At 65.5% G+C, this 19,891-nt stretch carries 15 protein-coding genes and 1 riboswitch; of the genes, 13 read left to right on the plus strand and 2 right to left on the minus strand.

Annotation, left to right across the window (positions count from 1 at the left end; genetic code table 11):
- Positions 1-2 precede the first annotated feature (2 nt).
- Positions 3-1,040, minus strand: coding sequence for a cobalamin biosynthesis protein CobW (gene cobW / locus VIG90_RS10555; RefSeq protein WP_331593474.1), 1,038 nt, complete (start codon positions 1,038-1,040; stop codon positions 3-5).
- A 180-nt stretch (positions 1,041-1,220) separates the two neighbouring features.
- Positions 1,221-1,447, minus strand: a riboswitch (cobalamin riboswitch).
- A 245-nt stretch (positions 1,448-1,692) separates the two neighbouring features.
- Between cobW and VIG90_RS10560 the strand changes: the two genes are divergently transcribed.
- The 9 genes from VIG90_RS10560 (at position 1,693) to VIG90_RS10600 (ending at position 9,509) form a co-directional block, all read left to right on the plus strand.
- Positions 1,693-2,067 (plus strand): winged helix-turn-helix domain-containing protein, encoded by a 375-nt coding sequence (locus VIG90_RS10560; RefSeq protein ID WP_414695490.1) that lies wholly within the window; start codon positions 1,693-1,695, stop codon positions 2,065-2,067.
- Positions 2,068-2,185: 118 nt separating this feature from the next.
- A complete protein-coding gene (modA, locus tag VIG90_RS10565) occupies positions 2,186-2,953 on the plus strand; it encodes a molybdate ABC transporter substrate-binding protein (RefSeq protein ID WP_331593476.1) in 768 nt (255 codons plus the stop codon).
- Between the two features lie 5 nt (positions 2,954-2,958).
- The gene (gene modB / locus VIG90_RS10570) at positions 2,959-3,657 is read left to right on the plus strand and encodes a molybdate ABC transporter permease subunit (protein WP_331593477.1); all 699 of its coding nucleotides are present in this window, start codon (positions 2,959-2,961) and stop codon (positions 3,655-3,657) included.
- The gene (locus VIG90_RS10575; protein WP_331593478.1) at positions 3,647-4,282 is read left to right on the plus strand and encodes a molybdenum ABC transporter ATP-binding protein; all 636 of its coding nucleotides are present in this window, start codon (positions 3,647-3,649) and stop codon (positions 4,280-4,282) included. Before modB ends, VIG90_RS10575 begins: the two co-directional genes overlap by 11 nt.
- Before the next feature lie 194 nt (positions 4,283-4,476).
- A complete protein-coding gene (locus VIG90_RS10580) occupies positions 4,477-4,950 on the plus strand; it encodes a MarR family transcriptional regulator (protein ID WP_331593479.1) in 474 nt (157 codons plus the stop codon).
- Positions 4,947-6,971 (plus strand): FUSC family protein, encoded by a 2,025-nt coding sequence (locus tag VIG90_RS10585; protein WP_331593480.1) that lies wholly within the window; start codon positions 4,947-4,949, stop codon positions 6,969-6,971. Before VIG90_RS10580 ends, VIG90_RS10585 begins: the two co-directional genes overlap by 4 nt.
- Entirely contained in the window at positions 6,968-7,189 is a 222-nt protein-coding gene (locus tag VIG90_RS10590) for a DUF1656 domain-containing protein (RefSeq protein WP_331593481.1), read from the plus strand. The genes VIG90_RS10585 and VIG90_RS10590 overlap by 4 nt, the downstream gene beginning before the upstream one ends.
- Positions 7,186-8,097 carry an HlyD family secretion protein gene (locus VIG90_RS10595; RefSeq protein ID WP_331593482.1) on the plus strand — a complete coding sequence of 304 codons (912 nt, stop codon included), beginning with the start codon at positions 7,186-7,188 and terminating at the stop codon, positions 8,095-8,097. The genes VIG90_RS10590 and VIG90_RS10595 overlap by 4 nt, the downstream gene beginning before the upstream one ends.
- A complete protein-coding gene (locus VIG90_RS10600) occupies positions 8,094-9,509 on the plus strand; it encodes a TolC family protein (RefSeq protein WP_331593483.1) in 1,416 nt (471 codons plus the stop codon). The genes VIG90_RS10595 and VIG90_RS10600 overlap by 4 nt, the downstream gene beginning before the upstream one ends.
- 404 nt (positions 9,510-9,913) lie before the next feature.
- On the opposite strand, the gene VIG90_RS10605 is transcribed toward VIG90_RS10600, so the two are convergent.
- Positions 9,914-10,975: an SDR family oxidoreductase gene (locus VIG90_RS10605; RefSeq protein ID WP_331593484.1), complete on the minus strand. Its 1,062-nt coding sequence runs from the start codon at positions 10,973-10,975 to the stop codon at positions 9,914-9,916.
- A 156-nt stretch (positions 10,976-11,131) separates the two neighbouring features.
- Here VIG90_RS10605 and VIG90_RS10610 point away from each other — a divergent pair, with 156 nt between their 5' ends.
- The 4 genes from VIG90_RS10610 to VIG90_RS10625 form a co-directional block, all read left to right on the plus strand.
- On the plus strand, positions 11,132-12,010 hold the full coding sequence (locus VIG90_RS10610) for a TetR/AcrR family transcriptional regulator (RefSeq protein WP_331593485.1): 879 nt from the start codon (positions 11,132-11,134) through the stop codon (positions 12,008-12,010).
- Positions 12,003-13,097, plus strand: a complete 1,095-nt coding sequence (locus VIG90_RS10615; RefSeq protein ID WP_331593486.1) for a Gfo/Idh/MocA family oxidoreductase — start codon at positions 12,003-12,005, stop codon at positions 13,095-13,097. Before VIG90_RS10610 ends, VIG90_RS10615 begins: the two co-directional genes overlap by 8 nt.
- The gene (locus tag VIG90_RS10620) at positions 13,094-14,077 is read left to right on the plus strand and encodes an LLM class flavin-dependent oxidoreductase (protein WP_331593487.1); all 984 of its coding nucleotides are present in this window, start codon (positions 13,094-13,096) and stop codon (positions 14,075-14,077) included. Before VIG90_RS10615 ends, VIG90_RS10620 begins: the two co-directional genes overlap by 4 nt.
- Before the next feature lie 898 nt (positions 14,078-14,975).
- The coding region (locus VIG90_RS10625; RefSeq protein WP_331593488.1) for a beta strand repeat-containing protein at positions 14,976-19,891 on the plus strand (4,916 nt) is incomplete at its 3' end.

Genomic DNA, 19,891 nt, shown 5'->3' on the forward strand with positions numbered 1-19,891 from the left:
CGTCAGCCCTGCAGCACCGTGCGGATGGCCTCGGGCACGATCCGATCATGCTCGGCAATGACAACGAGCATGGTGCGGCGCGGCTCGTCCGGACGCCAGGGACGGTCATACTGGTAGCGCACCCGCGCGCCTACCGCCTGCACCAGGAGGCGCATGGGCTTGCCGGCAACGGCGGCATAGCCCTTTACTCGCAAAATGCGCTGCTCATGCGCCAGGGTCTCGATCCGTGCCGCCAGTTCGGCCGGATCCTTGATCTCGCCGAATTGGATGATGGCGCTGTTGAAATCCTCGTGCTCATGGTCGTCCTCGCCATCATGATGCGATGGCCGCGCGGCAAGATCGTCTTCAGCTGCGGCCCCCAACCCCAAGATCACGCGCGGGTCGACACGTCCGTCTACGAGCTCGATGACGGGCACCGGGCGCGGCGCCTCGGCTGCAATGACGGCGCGGGCGGCGGCCACGCCGTCGGGCCCGGCCAGATCCCCCTTGGTCAGCAGGACCATGTCAGCGCAGGCGAGCTGATCTTCAAAAACTTCCGAAAGCGGCGTTTCGTGATCGATGCTTGGGTCAGAGGCGCGCTGCGCGTTGAGCGCCGCCACATCCGGTGCGAACCGTCCGGCGGCAATGGCATCGGCATCCGCCAGCGCCAGCACGCCATCGACCGTGATCCGGCTGCGGATCGCAGGCCAGTCGAATGCCTTGAGCAAAGGCTTGGGCAGAGCCAGGCCCGACGTTTCGATGAGAATGTGGTCGGGGCGCGGATCAAGCGCGAGCAGCGTTTCAACCGTCGGGATGAAATCGTCCGCAACGGTGCAGCAGATGCAGCCGTTGGCAAGCTCAATGATGTTCTCTGCCGGGCAATCAGGAATGGCACAGGTCTGGAGAATATCGCCATCCACACCCAGCGTTCCGAACTCATTGACCACCACGGCCAGCCTGCGGCCGCCCGCATTGCGGATCAGGTGGCTGATCAGCGTGGTCTTCCCTGCACCCAGAAAGCCGGTCACGATCGTGACAGGGACCTTGGCAAGATCCGGCATGGTAACTCCCCACGCGCCGAGGCGATGAATGCGGGGGCTTGCCGGACAAGTCCGGTCGGCGCGCGAAGACGGGCGGGCGCGTTGAGGCACCCGTTACCGCGCATCCGTGCAGCCCCAGCTGCACAGCTTCGTCGCCCAGACGGAAAGTTACCGTGCCATGGCCATTCCCTGGACCGCGGCAAGAGCGACCAAACGCCGGCAGGTCTCCTGGCTCGCGGGTCACAGCTTGATGCACGCCTTCCCAGGTCTGCGCTTACGCGCTCTCCAGTGGCTGCCCCCGGTTACGAGGGCCTGTGCATCGCGCTCACCGCTTACAGTTGCAGGGACAGCTGCGGACTTGGGAGCAAGCTCCCGCACCGCATTCCCCTTTAAGCCCCTCTCGGGGCACCGGCGCGATCTGGTGTCAGCAGAGCTGATCTGCCAACGAAGCGTTTGTACGGCAGCCTTTTTAAAAAGCCAATGGCTTCGTGAGCCAGATCGCAACCCTTCCATTGCCCGGGGGCAACGGCCCTGCCGCGCCCTTCTTCCCGCGGCAGGCCCGTCGCCGCGGGAAGAAGGGCGCCGCGCGATTGAAGTCACAGCCAGGACGCGGCAAAAGGCTCCGAGGTGATGCGGGCATGATAATGACGGGGAGGCGTTGCTGGCCATGGCCATGGTGGGACCGCTCAAGCTGAAAGCGCAGCTCTTCTGTGGCGACGAGATCGCCATGGGCCCCGGCAAGGCCGATCTGCTCGATGCCATCGACACGCACGGCTCGATCTCGGCTGCCGGGCGCGCGCTCGGCATGAGCTATCGGCGTACCTGGCTGCTCGTCGACACGATGAACCGGTGCTGGCGCGAACCACTCGTGGACACGGCCGCAGGCGGCCCGCATGGCGGCGGCGCCCGGCTGTCGCCGCTCGGTCGGCAGGTGCTGCAGCGCTTCCGCACAATCGAGCGGAAAATGGCCGAGGCCGTCGAAGGCGATCCGCTTCTCATGCTGCTCGAGCCGATGCGCGCTGCTCCCAAGACCTCCCGGCAGGACTGACGGCCAAAAGGCCGATGAGCGAGAGGACCGATGACCAGCCTTCCCGACAGAACGCCTGCTGACAACATGCCATCAACGCTATATACCGCGGTGCATAGCGTCGAACGGAGATGCCCACATGCGATTGCTTTGCCGCCTGCTGCTGGTTCTGGCGCTTGTCGGGGCCGGCCTCGGCCCTGCGGCGGCGCGGCAGAAGGCTCCGCTTGTGCTTGCCGCCGCCAGCCTCCAGGAGTCGCTGACAGCTGCAGCGCAGGCCTGGGCGGCGATGGGCCATCTCGAGCCGACGCTTTCGTTTGCCGCCTCCTCGGCGCTTGCCCGGCAGATCATCGCCGGCGCGCCCGCTGATCTCTTCATTTCGGCTGATGAACCCTGGATGGATCATGTCGCGGGCAAGGGTCTGATCCGCCCCGGGACGCGCGCATCCTTTCTTGCCAACAGCCTTGTTCTGGTCGCGCCTGCGACAAGCAAGGCCAGGCTCACCATCGGGCCGGGCTTTCCGCTCGGCCGGGCTCTGGGGACCGGCCGGCTGGCGATGGCCGATCCCGACGCGGTTCCGGCCGGCAAGTACGGCAAGGCCGCGCTCTCAAGTCTTGGCGTCTGGCATGGCATCGAGGCCCGGATTGCCCGGGCGGAAAACGTTCGGGCCGCGCTTGCGCTGGTCGAGCGCGGCGAGGCCCCGTTCGGGATCGTCTATATGACCGATGCCAGGGCGGCCAAGGCCGTCCGGATTGTCGGCACGTTCCCCGAGGACACCCACCCCCCGATTACCTATCCGGTTGCAGCGCTCAAGACGTCAACCAGCGCCGATGCTGAGGCCTTCCGGCGCTTCCTCGTCTCGCCCGAGGGCAAGGCGATCTTTCAGCGCTACGGCTTCACTCCGCGGTAATTCCAATGCTGCTGACGCCTGACGAATGGAACATCATCCGGCTCTCGCTCAAGGTGAGCGCCGTGGCCGTGGCCGGCACGCTGCCGATCGCCTTCGCTCTTGCCTGGCTGCTGGCCCGTGGCCGGTTTCCGGGCAAGGTTGTGCTCGATGCTGTGATCCACTTGCCCCTTGTGCTGCCGCCCGTCGTGACAGGCTGGCTGCTGCTGCTTGCCTTTGGAACCAACGGCCCGGCCGGTCGCCTCCTGGAGGACTGGTTCGGCATCACCTTCATGTTCCGCTGGACCGGGGCAGCGCTGGCAGCGGCTGTGATGGCGCTGCCGCTGATCGTGCGGGCGATCCGCTTGTCCCTTGAAGCGGTGGATCGTCGCCTCGAGGGTGCGGCAAGGACGCTTGGAGCAAGCCCGGCCTACACGTTCCTGACGATCACCGTGCCCCTGTCGCTGCCGGGCGTGCTTGCCGGCGCCGTCCTTGGATTTGCGCGCTCGATTGGAGAGTTCGGGGCAACGATCACCTTCGTCTCCAATATTCCAGGGGAGACCCGGACCTTGCCCATCGCCATCTATTCAGCCCTTCAGGTGCCAGGTTCAGATGCGATCATCGCGCGCCTGGCGCTCATCTCGGTGCTGCTGTCATTGGCGGCACTGGTCGCCTCAGAGGCGCTCTCACGGCGTGCCGGTGCGGGACGGCAGAACCATGTCCTTTGAGATCGATGTTCGCTGCCGGCTGGGCAGTGCCAGGATCGCGTTGTCCCTGCGGGCCGGCGCGGGGATCACCGCCCTGTTCGGACCATCAGGCGCGGGCAAGACCAGCATCCTGAACATGGTTGCCGGGCTGCTCAGGCCCGATGAGGGGCGGATCGTTGTTGCGGGCGAGCTCCTCTTCGACAGCCGCGCCGGGGTCGATCTGCCGCCCGAGCGCCGGCGCTCGGGCTACATCTTCCAGGATGGCCGCCTGTTCCCGCACAAGCGGGTGCGCGCCAACCTGCTCTATGGCCAGCGCCTTGCGCCGCCTGAGGCCAGGTGGATCGACTTGGATGAGGTCGTCGCCTTCCTGGGGATCAAGCACCTTCTTGACCGCTGGCCGCGCACGCTGTCCGGCGGCGAGGCGCAGCGGGTGGCAATCGGCCGGGCGCTTCTGTCGGGGCCGCGTTTTCTCCTCATGGATGAGCCCCTTTCCTCGCTCGATGCCTCGCGTCGGGAAGAGATCCTGCGGGTCATCGAGCGCATACGGGACGATCTGGGGCTGCCGATCCTCTATGTCAGTCATGATCGGACCGAGGTCGAGCGCCTGGCAACCCAGGTGGTCCACCTGACGCCGGGACAAGCGTAGCCCTGCCCGTGCCTGGGCCGCAGACACGGGCCCCAGCCTGCATCCATGCAGCACGGATCCTCGCCGGCAACCAGGCTCGCAGGGCTGAGAACAAAAGCGTCCCGCAGCCCCTCTTTGACCCTCTCTAAGCTGTAACCATTGCAAAATGGCCTACCATCTGCCATATCATTCGTTAGCGAACGAATGGATACACTGTGACTGCAGACGAGACGCGCTTCACCTCCTCTCTGGCTCCCCTCTCGCGCTTGTGGAAGCGCGCGATCGGCATTGTCGTGACGCCCTTTGGCCTGACCGAGCCGATGACAGCGCCGCTCATCCGCATCCATCGCACCGGCGGGATGACACAGGCCGCCTTGGCTGAGTGCCTTGGCATCGGCGGGCCCTCGCTGGTGCCGGTCCTCAACCGCCTTGAGGCGCTTGGCCTGATCGAGCGCCGTCTGGATACGGATGACAAGCGGGTGAACCGGATCCACCTGACAGCCGCCGGGGTCGACCTTGCCATGCGGATCGAAACGGCGATCGAGGCGCTTCGTAAGATGGCGCTGGCCGACGTCAGCGACGAACAGGTTTCCGCCTGCCTTGAGGTTTTTGCTCACATGGAACGTGCGCTGGACCAGTTCATCGCCTCTCCTTCGCCGGTGACCGGGTCGGGACCGGCCCGGGGATGAGCCCGCGGGCCCTGCGGGGAGTTTTTTCCCTCAACACGTTTCTGGCCGGCATGCTGGCGCTTTACGTCGCGCTGGCACTTGGACTGGAAAACCCGTTCTGGGCGCTGATGTCGGTTTACATCGTCAGCAATCCACTGGCGGGTACCGTGCGCTCCAAGGCGGCCTACCGCCTTGCCGGAACGGTCGTGGGCGCTGCCGTGGCGGTCGTTCTGGTGCCCGCCTTTTCCAATTCGCCCCCGCTCCTCAGTCTGGCTCTGGCGCTGTGGGTGGGCTTTTGCGGCGGCAGCGCGGTGCTCGATCGCACACCGCGCAGCTATGCCTTCGTCCTGTGCGGCTATACGGCAGCGCTGGTGGGCTTCCCCAGCGTCGACAATCCCGGACAGGTGTTCTGGACTGCCGTTGCCCGCGTCGAGGAAACCGGCATCGGCATTCTTTGCGCGACCATCCTGCACAGTCTGGTCCTGCCCAAGGGTATCGGACCCTCGCTGTCCAGCCTGATCCGACGTTTCGAGGCCGACGCGCAGGACTTGGTCACCCAGATGCTGAACAGCCGGGGCGAGCCGCCGGCCTCCCTTGCCTACAAGCTCGCCGGCGACGTGACCGCCCTTTACCTGATGGCGACCCACCTGCCCTTTGATGTCTCGGACTACCAGACCAAGAGCCGGGAGACCCGGGCCCTGGCAGAGCGCATGTCCGCACTGCTGCCGCTGGTGCGCACGGTGGGCGACCGCCTGCAGGCCCTGCGGCGGTCCGGCGCAACCTTGCCGACAGACTCCGAGGCGCTGATCCGGGACGTCTCCGACTGGGTCGCATCGGGGCCGGTCGCACCCGATCAGAGGGCGGACGCCCTCCTTGCCCGGGCCCGCGCGCTGGAGCCCAGCCTCGGACAATCGCCCCGGTGGGATGAGCTTCTTGCCGCAAACTTCCATGCAAGGCTCGGCGAGCTGATCTCCACCTATCGGGAGTGCCGTGCGCTCGGAGGCCATCTGGCCGATGGCACGCCGATCCCTTTGGCCGCGCAGCCCCGGCCTGCCAGCACCGCCTTTGGCGCATTGCACCTGGATTACGGCATGGCATTCTGGTCGGGCCTGACCTCGGTGGTTGCCATCGCGCTCGTCTGCGCTTTTTGGATCATGACGGGCTGGTCCAACGGCAGCAGCGCGGCCATGCTCACCGCGGTCTTCACGACCCTGTTCGCAGCGATGGACGATCCTGCCCAGCAGATCCAGCGCGATGCGATCATGTCCATAGCGGCGGCAATGCTGGCGGGGATCTACCTGTTTGTCATCCTGCCGCCCCTTGACAGTTTTGCCATGCTGGCGCTGGCGTTGTTTCCCTTTCTGTTCACGACAGGGCTTGTCATCGCCCTGCCCCAGTTTGCCCGCTGGGGCTATCCGGTCCTGATGGCAACGCTTGGCGCCATGGCGCTGCAGGGAACCTTTCGGCCGGATTTCGCCCATTTCGCCAACAACGTCATCGCGTTGGTCGCAGCGCCCATCGCCGCCCTGGTGGTCACGCGGCTGGTGCGATCGGTCGGCACGGAATTTGCCGCGCGGCGGATCATCCGTCTCGCATGGGCCGATATCGCCCGGATGACGGCAACGCGGCGCATGCCCACACGCGAGGCGTGGACCACCCGCATGGTCGACCGTGTCGGTCTGATCGGCCCGAGGCTTGGCCCGGAGAGCGCCCGCGCCGACATGATGGGCGGCACCCTGCAGGAATTGCGGATCGGCCTGAGTGTGCTCGACCTGCGTCAGTTGGAGACCGCCAGCGACCCGTCGCTGCGCCGGGCTCTGGCCATCCTGTTCGCGCACCTCAATCGCCATTTTCAGGCCCTGTCGCGCGGGCGGCGGATCGAGCCGTCTTCCGCCCTGCTGCGCCGGCTTGACACGGCCATCCGCGTCGCAGGCAGGTCTGAGGCCGGTCCGGCCCGGAGAATGGGCCTGCTTGCCCTGACAGGCCTGCGGCGCAATCTCTTCCCTCAGGCCGCAGCGCCCGCAAGAAAGGTGCAAGCATGATCGGCGAGATCAGTGTTCTTGGCATCTACATGTCGCCCCTGCTCGTCTGGGCGCTGCTGGCGCTGTGCCTTTACCTGCCGGCTCGCTGGCTGCTGCGCCGCTCGGGCTTCTACCGCCTCGTGTGGCACCGCGCCCTGTTCGATATGGCGCTCTATGTCATCTTGTGGTCAGGCCTTGCCGCTTTCTCCCCCTCCCTGATTGCATTGGCCAATCCATGACACCTGTATTGCGTACCCTCTCCCGTGTCGGCGTGACCCTTGCCGCGGTCGCGCTCGCAGCTGCCGGAATTTTCTGGATGTGGCACCACTACGAGGTGGAGCCATGGACCCGCGATGGGCGCGTGCGTGCCGACGTGGTTCGCGTCGCGCCCGACGTCTCGGGGCTGGTGACCGATGTCTTGGTCGATGACAACCAGGGCGTTGAACGCGGCCAGCCTCTGTTCAAGGTCGACCCGCCCCGTTACCGCCTGGGCGTTGCCGAGGCCGAGGCAGCCCTTGCCAGCGCGCGCGCAACGCTGGCTCAGGCCCGGCGCGAGGCCGAGCGCAACAACGCGCTTGGCGACCTCGTCTCCCGGGAGGAACGCGAGCAGGGTGAGGCCCGCGTCCTGACCGCAGCCGCCGGCCTGAGGCGGGCCGAGACCGCGCTGGATGTGGCCCGGCTGGATCTGGAGCGCACCGTTGTGCGTGCCTCCGTCAACGGCATCGTCACCAACCTTCAACTGCGGCCCGGCGACTATGTGACGGCCGGAGCACAGGCCCTGGCCCTGGTCGATACGGACTCGCTGCGCGTTGAAGGCTACTTCGAGGAGGATAAGCTGCCGCGCATCCATGTGGGCGACCGGGTGACTGTCCGGTTGATGGGCGAGGAGGAAACCCTCACCGGCCGGGTCGAGAGCATCGCGGCGGGCATTGCGGATCAGGACCGGGGCGCATCGCCCAATCTCCTGCCGGCCGTCAATCCGACCTTTGCCTGGGTGCGACTGCCCCAGCGAATACCGGTGCGGGTGGCGCTGGACGAGGTGCCCGACCACATCAACCTCATTCCAGGCCGCACCGCCACGGTCGCCATCATTGAGGAGCAGAACAAGGAAGGCCGCCAGCGCCAAGGCGAAGGGGCACCCCGGTGAAGCGCCCGGCTCTCTGGCTCCTGCTGCTGACCACCGCCTGCTCCCATGTCGGGCCGGATTATGCCGGCCCGCGCTCCAGGATCGCCGCCGCGCCTTCAGCGACCGGCGAATTCTCGGCGGCAACTCGTGCTGGCCCGTTCACGGACGATCCCGTCCCTGGCCAGTGGTGGCGGCTCTACCGCACTTCAGAGCTCGACCAGCTGGTGAGCGAGGCTCTGGCCGCCAATACCGACCTGGCCGTAGCGCTTGCCAACATCGAGGAATCACGGGCTTTACTGGCTGAAGCACTGGCGCAACGCCAGGTCCGCGGCGAGACCACAGGCGGCGTCACGCTCGACAGGGAGCGACGCATCAACGGTGCCGCCCCGGTTGAGCTCGGCTTTGAGGCCGGCATAACCCTGCGCTACGACCTCGACGTTGCCGGACGCCTGAAGCGGCTGATCGAGGCTGCCAATGCCGATGTGGAAGCGGCACAAGCAGCCTACGACCTGATGCGCCTGACCGTCGCTGCCGACACGGCCGCCGCCTATGTGGACGCCTGCGCCGCCGGCTATCGCCACAATGCCGCACAGCGCAGCGTCGCGCTTCAGGAGGAAACCCTGGCGCTGACCGAGCGGCTCATTCAGGGCGGACGCGGCGGCGCGCTGGATCGCTCGCGCGCCGCCGCCGAACTGGCACGCCTGCGTGCGCCCCTGCCCGCATTCCAGGCCGCACGGCAGAATGCGCTCTTTCGTCTCGCCGTGCTGCTTGGCCGTCCGCCGGCGCAGTTTCCGCAGGACCTTGCCGCCTGCCGCACGCTCCCCAGCCTTAATGCCCCCATTCCGGTGGGCGATGGCGCCGGGCTGCTGCGACGGCGCCCGGATGTCCGGCAGGCCGAGCGCCAGATTGCCGCGGCCACTGCCCGCATCGGCCTTGCCATGGCCGACCTTTACCCCCGCATCGAGTTCGGCGCGGGCGCCGGGATCGGCACGCCGTTTGAGGATCTTGGCGACGACAATAGTTTTCGCTTCGGGCTCGGGCCGCTCGTCACCTGGACCTTTCCCAACCGCAGCGCGGTAGAGGCCCGCATCCGGCGCGCAGAAGCCTCGGAGCAGGCGGCCTTGGCACGGTTCGACGCCGCAGTGCTGAGGGCCCTGTCTGATGTCGAGACTGCGCTTTCTGCCTATGCGCGCGAGCTCGACGCCAACGATGCCCTGAAGGCGAGCCGCGACAGCGCTGCAAAAGTCGTCGAGCAGACGCACCAGCTGTTCCGCCTTGGCCGGGCGGACTCCCTGGCTGTCTTGGATGCCCAGCGCATGCTGGCCGATGCCGAGGCCCAGCTGGCGGCCTCCGATGCGCAACTGGCCGCCTATCAAATCAACCTGTTCCGGGCGCTGGGTGGCGGCTGGGAAGTTGCCCCGTCAGCGTCCTGATTGCAGGCCATCCACAGGCACAGCCGGATTTATTGTCTGCAACTCCCTTCCAGCCTGCCCTGGTGTGTCGACCGCCATCATAAACGACTGGCCTGCCGCCTTCGGCCCGCCGGAACTTTGCAGCGAACAGCGTTTCAGGCGTGTCAATCTGCAGGACACGTGCATTGCCTCGGCTGATGTGCTCCCGGCATCCAGGTCGTTGCCTCTTTTTGCCTGCCCGTTGATGGGTCATTATCCATCAGCGGCTGGTTGCTCCCTACCCTTGAAGCCTGTGTCACCGGCACTTGCCTTGAGTTTAGTCTTGTGTGCAGCCGCGTCTGGATGCGCGAGTTTGAATTCTTGGCGGCGCGACTATATCGCGGCCTTCGCACAGCCGAAGACCGCGCAGCAGCCTGCGCGCTTGGTCAGGGGATCAACCGGTCGACCCTCAGCTGTTCAAACAGTGCAAAGAAGGCATCGTCCGTTGGCTGGTAGGCCGTAAAGCCGAGACGCCGGCTTTTCGACATGTCGGTTACCACCTCGATCGGGCGACCAAGATCAGCATCGGTGTGCCAGGGCGAGGCCAGGCGCGCAAGGTCCGGCTCGATCAAGCCATAGCGCTCCACAATGCCGCGCCACACGCCTGCGTCATCAATCATCTGTGCCTCGAGTGGCCGCACGACGCCATCGAACGGCTCTGCTTTGATCCCGAACCAGTCGGCAATCCGCGACCACATCCATTGCCAGCGAAAAACGTCCCCATTGACCACGTTGAACGCCTCGTTGGCCGCTGCCGGCGTCGTTGCCGCCCACAGCAGGTGACGTGCGAGCAGACGAGCATCGGTCATATCCGTGAGCCCTTGCCACTGGACCGCAGAACCCGGAAAGTAAAAGGGTCGGCCCGTCTCCCGGCAGATCGTGGCGTAGACCGCAAGCGTCGTCCCCATGTTCATCGCATTGCCCACCGCCTTGCCGATGATCGTGTGCGGCCGGTGGACGCTCCAGGTGAAGCCGTCGCGCTCGGCAGCAGCGAACAGTTCGTCCTCCTGGGCATAGTAGAAGTTCTCGACATCGAGCCGGCCCTGGTCCTCCCGGAACGGAGTCTGTGGCAGCGTGCCTTTGCCGTAGGCCTCGAAGGGCCCCAGGTAATGCTTCAGCCCGGTCACCAGAGCAGCGTGGCGAAGGGATCCCATCGGACGCAACGCATCGAACAGGTTGCGGACCATCGCGGCATTGACGCGAATGTTCTCAGCCTCGGTTGCCTGGCGCGACCAGGTCGTGATGAACAGGTAAGCAGGCTGTACGTCGGCCAAGGCAGCCGCCAGCGACGCCGGGTCCTGCAGGTTGGCTGCAATGGGGGTAACCCCCGGCTGGGCGGCTGGCTGGCGCGCGAGGCCCGCCACCTGCCAGCCTTCCTCGACCAGGAGCGACGCGGTCGCACTACCGACGATGCCGCTGGCGCCGACGATCAATGCCAAGTTGGTCATAGGGGCTCTCCGATTGGTGACCCGAACGTTGGAGGCCTTCAGGGGTTTCCGATCACGCCGAGCAAGGGCTGCTCCGCACCCCTAGATCATCTGCGGCCCTGCCGGACGGCCTGAAGCGTATCCCTGCGTTGAGAAGGCAGTTATCGCCCCGCGCGCATGGCGAACAAAAACAGCAACAAGGGGCAGGTGACCTTTTGGCCTGGCGCGGCAGAACCGTGCTCTGCCGCCGATCTCCTGGCGCAGATCGCCTGGCGCATCCTCGGTCAGGAGGAACACATCGAAACCGGGCAGCTGCAGCTTTTCAAGGGGCTGATAACCTCAGGGCCCCTTGAAACGGAGAGTGGCTCCGTTTACTTGTGCCTTACCAGGCTGAAAGGTCAAACAGCACTGCCAGGCGAGGCGTTGATGCAGGCAGAGACAGCAAAACGGGCAGATGCGAGGCGTAATCGCGGGCGGATCCTGGATGCGGCAAAGGCGGCCTTTGCCAGCCATGGCATCGATGCATCCCTCGACGAGATCGCCCGGTCCGCAGGCGTTGGACCTGGCACGCTCTATCGCCATTTCCCGACGCGTGAGCATCTTTTGTGCGAGGTGCTGCATGAGAAACAGGCGGCTCTTCTCGCCCGGCGTGACGAAGCCTTGGCGATGGCGGGCGCAGGGGATGCGCTTCATGCGTGGATGGCAGCGCTTCGCGACTATCTGAGCGCCTTTGCCGGCCTGCCCCGGCCGTTCATCGATGCGTTTGAAGCAAAGGTGTCTCCGCTGGCCGTCAGTTGCCAAACGCTCGCCGCCATAACCGGCGAGTTTCTCACGCGCGCCCAGGCCGAAGGCACAGCGAGGCTGTCGGTCTCTGCGCCGGCGCTGTTCCTGAGCGCGCTCGGCGCGGCCTTTGTTCAGGACAAGGCCGGCGATTTTGGGACCAGCGCTGATCGGATCGAGGACATCCTGACCTTTGGCTACCTGACCGGCAATGCTGGCGCACACATGCCCGCCCAACCAATGCAATCCGACACCTCTGGAGCAGCTCATGAGTGATACCCCTGTCCGCGTCGGCTTCATCGGCCTCAATCCGGGCATTCACTGGGCCGCCACCGCCCATATTCCGGCACTCAAAGCCTTGCCGCACGCGTTTGATGTCGTCGGCGTTGCCAACACCAGCCTCGCCAGCGCAAAGAAGGCGGCCGATGCATTCAAGCTGCCACACGCATTTGAAAATGCGCAGGCCCTCGTCAGCTCGCCCGAGGTTGACCTCGTCGTCATCACCGTCAAGGTGCCTCACCATCATGAGCTGGTGACAAAAGCCCTCGACGCCGGCAAGCACGTCTTCTGCGAATGGCCGCTCGGCAACGGTCTGGCTGAAGCAAAGGAGTTGGCAGACCTCGCCGAGGCAAGAGGCCGGGTTGCGGCCGTCGGCACCCAGATGCGCGTTGCCCCGGAGGTCGAGTATCTCCGCCAGCTGATCAGCGAGGGCTATGTCGGCGAGGTGCTCTCGACGACCCTCGTGGGGAGTGGCGGCCAGTGGGGCGGCGAGACCGACGCGGCCCATGCCTATCTCTATGAGCGGTCCAATGGTGCCACGCTCCTCGGCATTCCCTTGGGGCACACGCTTGCCGGCATGCATGAGGTTCTGGGCGGCATCAAGGATCTGTCCGCGCGCATGATCAATCGCCGCAGGACCGCCCATGTCACCGACACCGGAGAGATGATTTCCTCGACCTCCCACGACCAGATCCTCGTCCATGGCGCGCTTGAAAGCGGCGCCGCGTTCTCGATCCATTATCGCGGGGGCGTGTCCCGGGGGACCAACCTGCTCTGGGAGATCAACGGCACGGAGGGCGACATCCAGGTGACGGGCGCGACCGGCCATGCCCAGATCGTGCAATTGTCGATCCGGGGCGCTCGCGGCGATGCGAGGGAGCTGGCCCCCTTGGTACCGCCCGCATCAGCTTACCAAGGCTGGCCGGAGAGTTCGGTCGCCCGCAACGTTGCACGCCTTTATGCCCTGATCGCCCAGGACATCCGCTCGGGCACACGCTCGGCGCCCAGCTTCAGAGATGCTGTGGCGCTGCATGAAACCATCGATGCGATCGAAAACTCCGCTGCAAGGAACGAACCGAAATGACGGCGCTTTCACTGCTTGAACTTGTCCGTGTGACGCAGGACACCGACGCCGGGACGGCGCTCAACAATGCGCGAGACCTTGCGGCTCACGCGGAGAAATGCGGCTACAAACGTGTCTGGGTGGCCGAGCATCATAACATGGAAGGTATTGCCAGCGCGGCCACCTCGATCGTCATTGCCCACATCGCCAGCGGCACCAAGACGATCCGGGTCGGGGCCGGCGGCATCATGCTGCCGAACCATGCGCCCTATATCATCGCCGAGCAGTTCGGCACGCTGGCGCGCCTTTACCCCGGGCGCATCGATCTGGGGCTGGGCCGCGCACCGGGCACCGACCAGATCGCGATCCGGGCCATGCGGCGGTCCCCTGCCGCGGCCGAGCAGTTTCCGCAGGACGTGCTCGAACTCCAGGCGTTCTTTGCGCCGGCAGGGCCGGACCAGCGCATCATCGCCGTGCCGGCGGCCGGCACCGACGTTCCCTTGTGGATCCTGGGATCGAGCAATTTCGGGGCGATGCTGGCGGCAGAATTCGGGCTGCCCTATGCCTTTGCGTCCCATTTTGCACCTGAGCTCCTGCTGCCCGCCCTTGAGATCTACCGCAGCCGTTTCAAGCCATCCGAGCAGCTCGACCGGCCTTACGCAATGGCCGGTATCAATGTCATCGCCGCCCATACAGACGCTGAAGCCAAGCGGCTCGCGACCACCCAGCAAATGTCCTTTGCGGATCTCTTCAGCGGACGGCGCGGGCTGAGCAAGCCGCCGATCGACGATATCGAAACCTACTGGTCAGCCCATGAAAAGGCGCAAGCCATGCACATGCTGGCGCGCTCGGTGGTTGGCTCCCCAGAGACTGTGCGCAAAGGGCTCGAGGCTTTCATTGACGAGACCGGCGTTGACGAGGTGATGATCGTCTCTGACGTCTACGAGCACCAAGCGCGACTGCGTTCGGTCGAGCTGATTGCCGAGGCGATGAAGCAATAGGGCGCCTGGAGGCTCGCAGCTGAACGGGCTGCGCGCTAGTCTGGCGTCAGCGAACGGCGATCGGCTTTCGCTATGACGGCGATTGGCGTCGAGCGCGCGGCGGCTGTCCCCTCTTGCTCGCCATGCCCCGCGCTATGACGTGGCGAGCGCCCTACCCTGTGACGCGTTGGATACGTAGCGACTGAAGCTGTCGATGAACAATCTGCGGCGAGTACCCCGTCCGGGATAACGGTCCGCGCCAGCGGTACAAACCGACCAACGATCTGCGCCTCGATCCTGATGCGCTGATCAACCGGGCACGGCCCTCTGCAGAGAAGGCTACCCGATCACTGGGCTGATGTCGGCCGCTCTGCCAAGGCAGATGGATTGGACCATCCGCTTGTTGCAAGGCTGGAGAAGGCTATCGCCTCAGAGCCGAACATTGCGCTCAGACGCTCTCACTCGCCCTTTTTGAGGACGATCAAGGCTCCTCTCACGCATACCATTCGGCATCGCACGCAGCCTCCCAAAGCTGCTTTGAACAGCGGCCGTACGTTTGGCTCTGTTGTGATTTGCGCTTTGCATATGAACAGCGGAGTGCCGTGGCCATCGCCAATGCCGGCTGTTCCCTGCAACCTGTAGGGACTGCGCCTTGATATCAAGGCGACCTCGTTTTTGCGCCGGCTGGCGGCTCGACAGACCACCGGCACCCAATCTCGAAGCGGTTGGATCAGGGGGCCCAAGCACCGCGCTTGCGTCGTTCGCTGCCGACAGCGCAAAGCCCAGCAGCTGCAGCACAAAAAATGTTAACATTTTTTAAAACACTTGCTACGCATTATAAGTTCGCATTCCTGCTCCTGGCCCTTGTTCTGCAAGCGGCCGGGCGGCCTCCTTCCTGCCTTTACCGGACCACTCCATCATGAATAAGTTGCCCCGCGTCGCCGCCCCATACTCCTTGCGTGCCTTTCGCACGGCTGTGCTGACCAGCACTTCGCTTCTCAGCCTGGTCATGGCTGTGCCGCCAACGGCGCGGGCTGCCGACGAGGTCATTGATGGCGGGGCCAGCGTGACGGTGAAGGGTGACGGATCAGGTGGCGTGGCCTCGCCGTGGAACATCGACGGTTTCCTGTCTGTGGGCCGGGACAGTGCTGGAACACTCACCATATCCGATGGCGCAGCGGTAAACAGTACGGGTGGGTATGTCGGGCGCTATGCGGGCAGCTCCGGCACAGTCGTGGTGACCGGCGCGGGCTCCAACTGGACCACCAGCTCTTCACTTTATGTGGGTATGTCTGGTTCCGGCATTCTGACCATTTCCGATAGTGCCACGGTGAGCGGCACTAGCGGAGACATTGGATACAGCGCGAACAGTTCCGGCACGGCCTCGGTGACTGGCGCGGGCTCCAAATGGACCACCAGCACGACACTGAATGTCGCCACCTTTGGTTCCGGCCTCCTAACCATCGCCGATGGAGGCACTGTCACCAGCGATAGGGGCGTTAATATCGGCTCGGGCGGCGGAAGCTCCGGTACGATCACCGTCGCCGGCGCGGGCTCGAACCTGGCTGGCGGCACTGAACTTCGCATTGGCGAGTTGGGCACTGGCACGCTGACCGTCACTGGCGGGGCCACGGTCAGCAGCAAAATTGCATACGTAGGAGGCACTTCCGGCGGAACCGGCCTGGCCGAGATCCGTGGCGCCGGCTCCAGCTGGGTCAATGATACCCAGTTGTTTGTTGGCGCGGGAGGCACGGGCACTGTAAGGGTTTCAGACGGGGCCACCGCCCGCAGTAACATAGGGTTTCTCGCACTGAATGCCGGTTCCAGTGGCACTTTTGAGGTAACAGATGCCGGGTCGAGCTGGACAACCGGCATCCTGCAGGTCGGCATCGGTGGAACAGGCACGCTGACCATTGCTGATGGCGGTGTGGTAACCAGCAGTGCCGGAACGATCGGGTCGCAAGCGGGAAGCATCGGCACGGCTACGGTGACCGGTGCCGGGTCCCGCTGGTCGGCCAGTACTTTGTCTGTCGGTCCTGCAGGGCAGGGCGCGCTCACGATCGCACAGGTCGCACTGGTCACGGCATCGAGCGTTAGCCTCGCTCAGAACTCAGGAGGCGTTGGCGCCCTTACGCTCCAAACCGGCGGCGTGCTGCAGACGGGACAGGTCAGCGCGGGTGCGGGCATGGCCACGGTCAACTTCGATGGCGGCATATTGCGGCTGACCGGAACGCAGGCCAATCTTTTCTCCGGAGCCAACGTCTCCGTTCTTGGCGGCGGGGGATGGATCGACACGCAGGCGTTCAACGTCACCGCCAATGCTCTGCTGACTGGCAGCGGCGCCCTGACCAAGCAGGGCAGCGGCACGCTGACGCTGACGGGCACGAGCAGCCATACCGGCAGCACCGTTGTTGCGGCAGGCGTGCTGCGCGCAGGTTCGGCAACGGCCTTCAGCGCGGGCAGCACTTATGACATTGCCAGCGGCACCACACTTGACCTGAACGGGTTCAACGCCATGATCGGCGGCCTGTCGGGCAGCGGCGCCGTCACACTGGGCGGGGGCACGCTGACCGTCGCACAAGGGACCGATGTTGTTTTTGGCGGAACCATTTCCGGCAACGGCAATCTCGTCAAGCAGGATGCCGGCGTCCTGACGCTGACCGGCGCGACCAGCCATACCGGCGGTACGGTGGTCGCAGGCGGCACGCTGCGGGCTGGTTCCGCCACCGCCTTCGCCCAGACCGGCAGTTACACCGTCAACAGCGGCACGCTCGATCTGAGCGGCTATGCACTTACCATGGGCTCCCTCTCTGGCACCGGCGGCACCATTGCGCTGGGCGGAGCTAGCCTCACGCTCGCGCAAACTGCCGATACCATTTACGCAGGATCCATTACCGGCGCGGGCAACTTCACCAAACAGGGCAGCGGCACCCTGACACTGACGGGCGCGAACAGCTACACCGGCGACGCGCGGGTTGGAGACGGCGTGCTGGAGGTTTCTGGCGGGTCGACCACCCAGTTTTCAGGTCTTTTCGTGGAATCCAACACCATAAACGCGCCGGTCCTGCGCATTTCTGGCGGGGCCAGGGTCAGCAATGACATTGCACAAATTGGGTACGTTTCCAGCGGATCCGGCTTGGTAGAGGTCAGCGGCGCGGGGTCCAGCTGGGTCAATAATAGGGAACTGTACGTTGGCATGCTGGGCACGGCTGCAGTCAGCGTTTCAGACGGTGCCGTCGTCAGCAGTGACTGGGCAGCTATTGGATTTGGATCTGGCTCTGCGGGCACCTTTGAGCTGACGGACGCCGGATCCCAGTGGCAGGCAACCGGCGGACTGAATGTCGCCATGTATGGAACAGGCACGCTGACCGTCGCCAATGGCGCTGCGGTTACGAGTGACAGCGCAACTATCGGGACGTTTACGAGTGGCGTTGGCGCGGTCCAGATAACCGGCGCAGGGTCGCACTGGGTAAATAGCGGCAATCTCCCTGTCGGCCTCCAAGGGCAGGGCTCGCTCACGATCGAACAGGACGCTCGGGTCACCGCTAAGAGCGTTATCGTCGGCGATGCTTCTACTGCAACCGGTTACGTCACGCTGAAAACTGGCGGCGTCCTGGAAACAGGCCAGCTCCGCGCCGGCGATGGCAATGCCACGGTCGACTTCGATGGAGGCGCACTGAGGCTGACCGGGGCGCTGCCCTATCTCTTCTACGGGTTGAGCGTCTCCGTTCTCGCTGGCGGAGCAATGATCGACACGCAAGCGTTCGACGTTGCCACCTATGCACCGCTGACCGGAGCCGGCGGCCTCACCAAGCAGGGCAGCGGAACACTCACCCTCTTCGGCACAAGCCATTACACCGGCGGCACGGTGGTGGCGGGCGGCGTCCTTCGCGCGGGCTCGGCCACTGGCTTCGTCCAGAACGGCCGCTATACCGTCAACGGCGGCACGCTCGACCTGAACGGCCATGCGCTCACGATGAACTCCCTCTCCGGCTCCGGCGGCGCCATCATGCTGAGCACAGGGAGCCTCACGCTCGCGCAAGACAGCCATACCACCTACGCAGGCACCCTGACCGGCGCAGGTTATCTCATGAAGAAGGGCAGCGGCACCCTCACTCTCACCGGCGCCAGCGCCCTCACCGGCGGCACGGACATCGAGAACGGCATACTGGAGATTGTGGGCGGTTCCCTTGCCCTTTCGACCGCGCTCAACCTGCGGGGCGATGCGGTGCAAACGTCTGCCCTGCGTATTGTCGGCGGAGGAACGCTCAGCAGCGCGGACGGATATATCGGCAGTGCCGTGAGCGCCATGACGTGGGCCGAAATCAGCGGCGCGGGATCCAGCTGGTCCTACGAAAATGAGGTGATCATCGGCAGGCTGGGCAGCGGCGGCCTGAGCGTATTCGGCGGGGCGACGGTCGGCGGTCGAAGCGCAATTATCGGCCAGCTGGCGGGCGCATCCGGCGAGGCGGTGGTGGCGACCGCTGGTTCCCGTTGGGACAACAGCGACTTCATCGTGGTTGGCGAGGAAGGAACAGGGAGCCTGCTCATTGCCACCGGGGCCACGGCCTCGGCGCCCACCGTTATTCTTGGACGGTCCGCGGGCGGCAGCGGCAACCTCGCCGTGACGCTGGGCGGCGTGCTGGAGACGTCACAGGTCAGCCAGGGCGCAGGGAGCGGGAGTTTCGAGCTCGGCGGCGGTGTGCTCCGGCTAACAGGCGTTCAGAATAATTTATTTGATGGTCTGGCAAGCGTCTCCGTCTCCAATGCGGGAACCGACAATACGATCGACACGCAGGCGTTCGCGGTTGCCACCGGCACCGCCTTCACCGGCGCGGGCGCCCTCATCAAACAGGGCAGCGGCACGCTGACGCTGACCGGCGACAGCCGCGGCTTTGCCGGATCCACCTGGGTCTCCGGCGGCACGCTGGTGGTGGGCGTGGGCGGCGCGGGTACGCTCGGCGGCACGGTCACGGTCGAGAACGGCGGCCGCCTTGGCGGCTCCGGCCTCATCGGCGGCGACGTGACGGTGGCAAACGGCGGCGTGCTGGCGCCGGGCAACAGCCCCGGCACCCTGACCATCGGCGGCGACCTGACGCTGGCGGGCGGCTCGACCCTCGCCTTCGAGCTGGGCGAAGCCAATACGATCGGCGGCGCGCTGAACGACCATATTGTGGTAGGTGGCGATCTGGTGCTGGACGGCACGCTCGACGTCTCGGTCTCGGCGGGCGGCACCTTTGGTGCAGGCGTCTATCGCCTGATCAGTTATGGCGGCGCCTTGACCGACAATGGCCTGAGCCTGGGCACCCTGCCGGCAGGGTCTGAGGTCAACCTGCAAACGGCGGTGCACGGTCAGGTCAACTTGGTTAACACGGCGGGCCTGACGCTGCGCTACTGGGACGGCACGACCGGCCTCAACAATGGTGTGATCGAGGGCGGCAGCGGTGTCTGGCGTGCCGGCCCCTCGGTGGGCTGGACCGAGGCCGACGGCATGGTCAACGGCGGCTACAGCAACGGCTCCTTTGCCGTGTTCGGCGGCAGCGGCGGCACGGTGACGCTGGATGCCAGCCAGGGCCCGCTGCGGGCCTCCGGCCTGCAGTTCCTCAGCGATGGCTATGTGCTCGCCGGCGATGCCCTCATCCTGGGCGGGCCGGTCACCACCCTTCGGGTCGGCGACGGCACGGCGGCCGGGGCCGGGTTCGCGGCGACCATCGAGGCGGCGCTGACCGGCTCCTCTCAGCTGGTCAAGACGGACCTGGGCACGCTCGTCCTTACCGGCGCCAACAGCTACACCGGAGGCACAATGGTCGAGGCCGGCACGCTGCGGGCCGGCAC

It is taken from the genome of Pedomonas sp. (assembly GCF_036515995.1).
GTDB lineage: Bacteria > Pseudomonadota > Alphaproteobacteria > Sphingomonadales > Sphingomonadaceae > Pedomonas.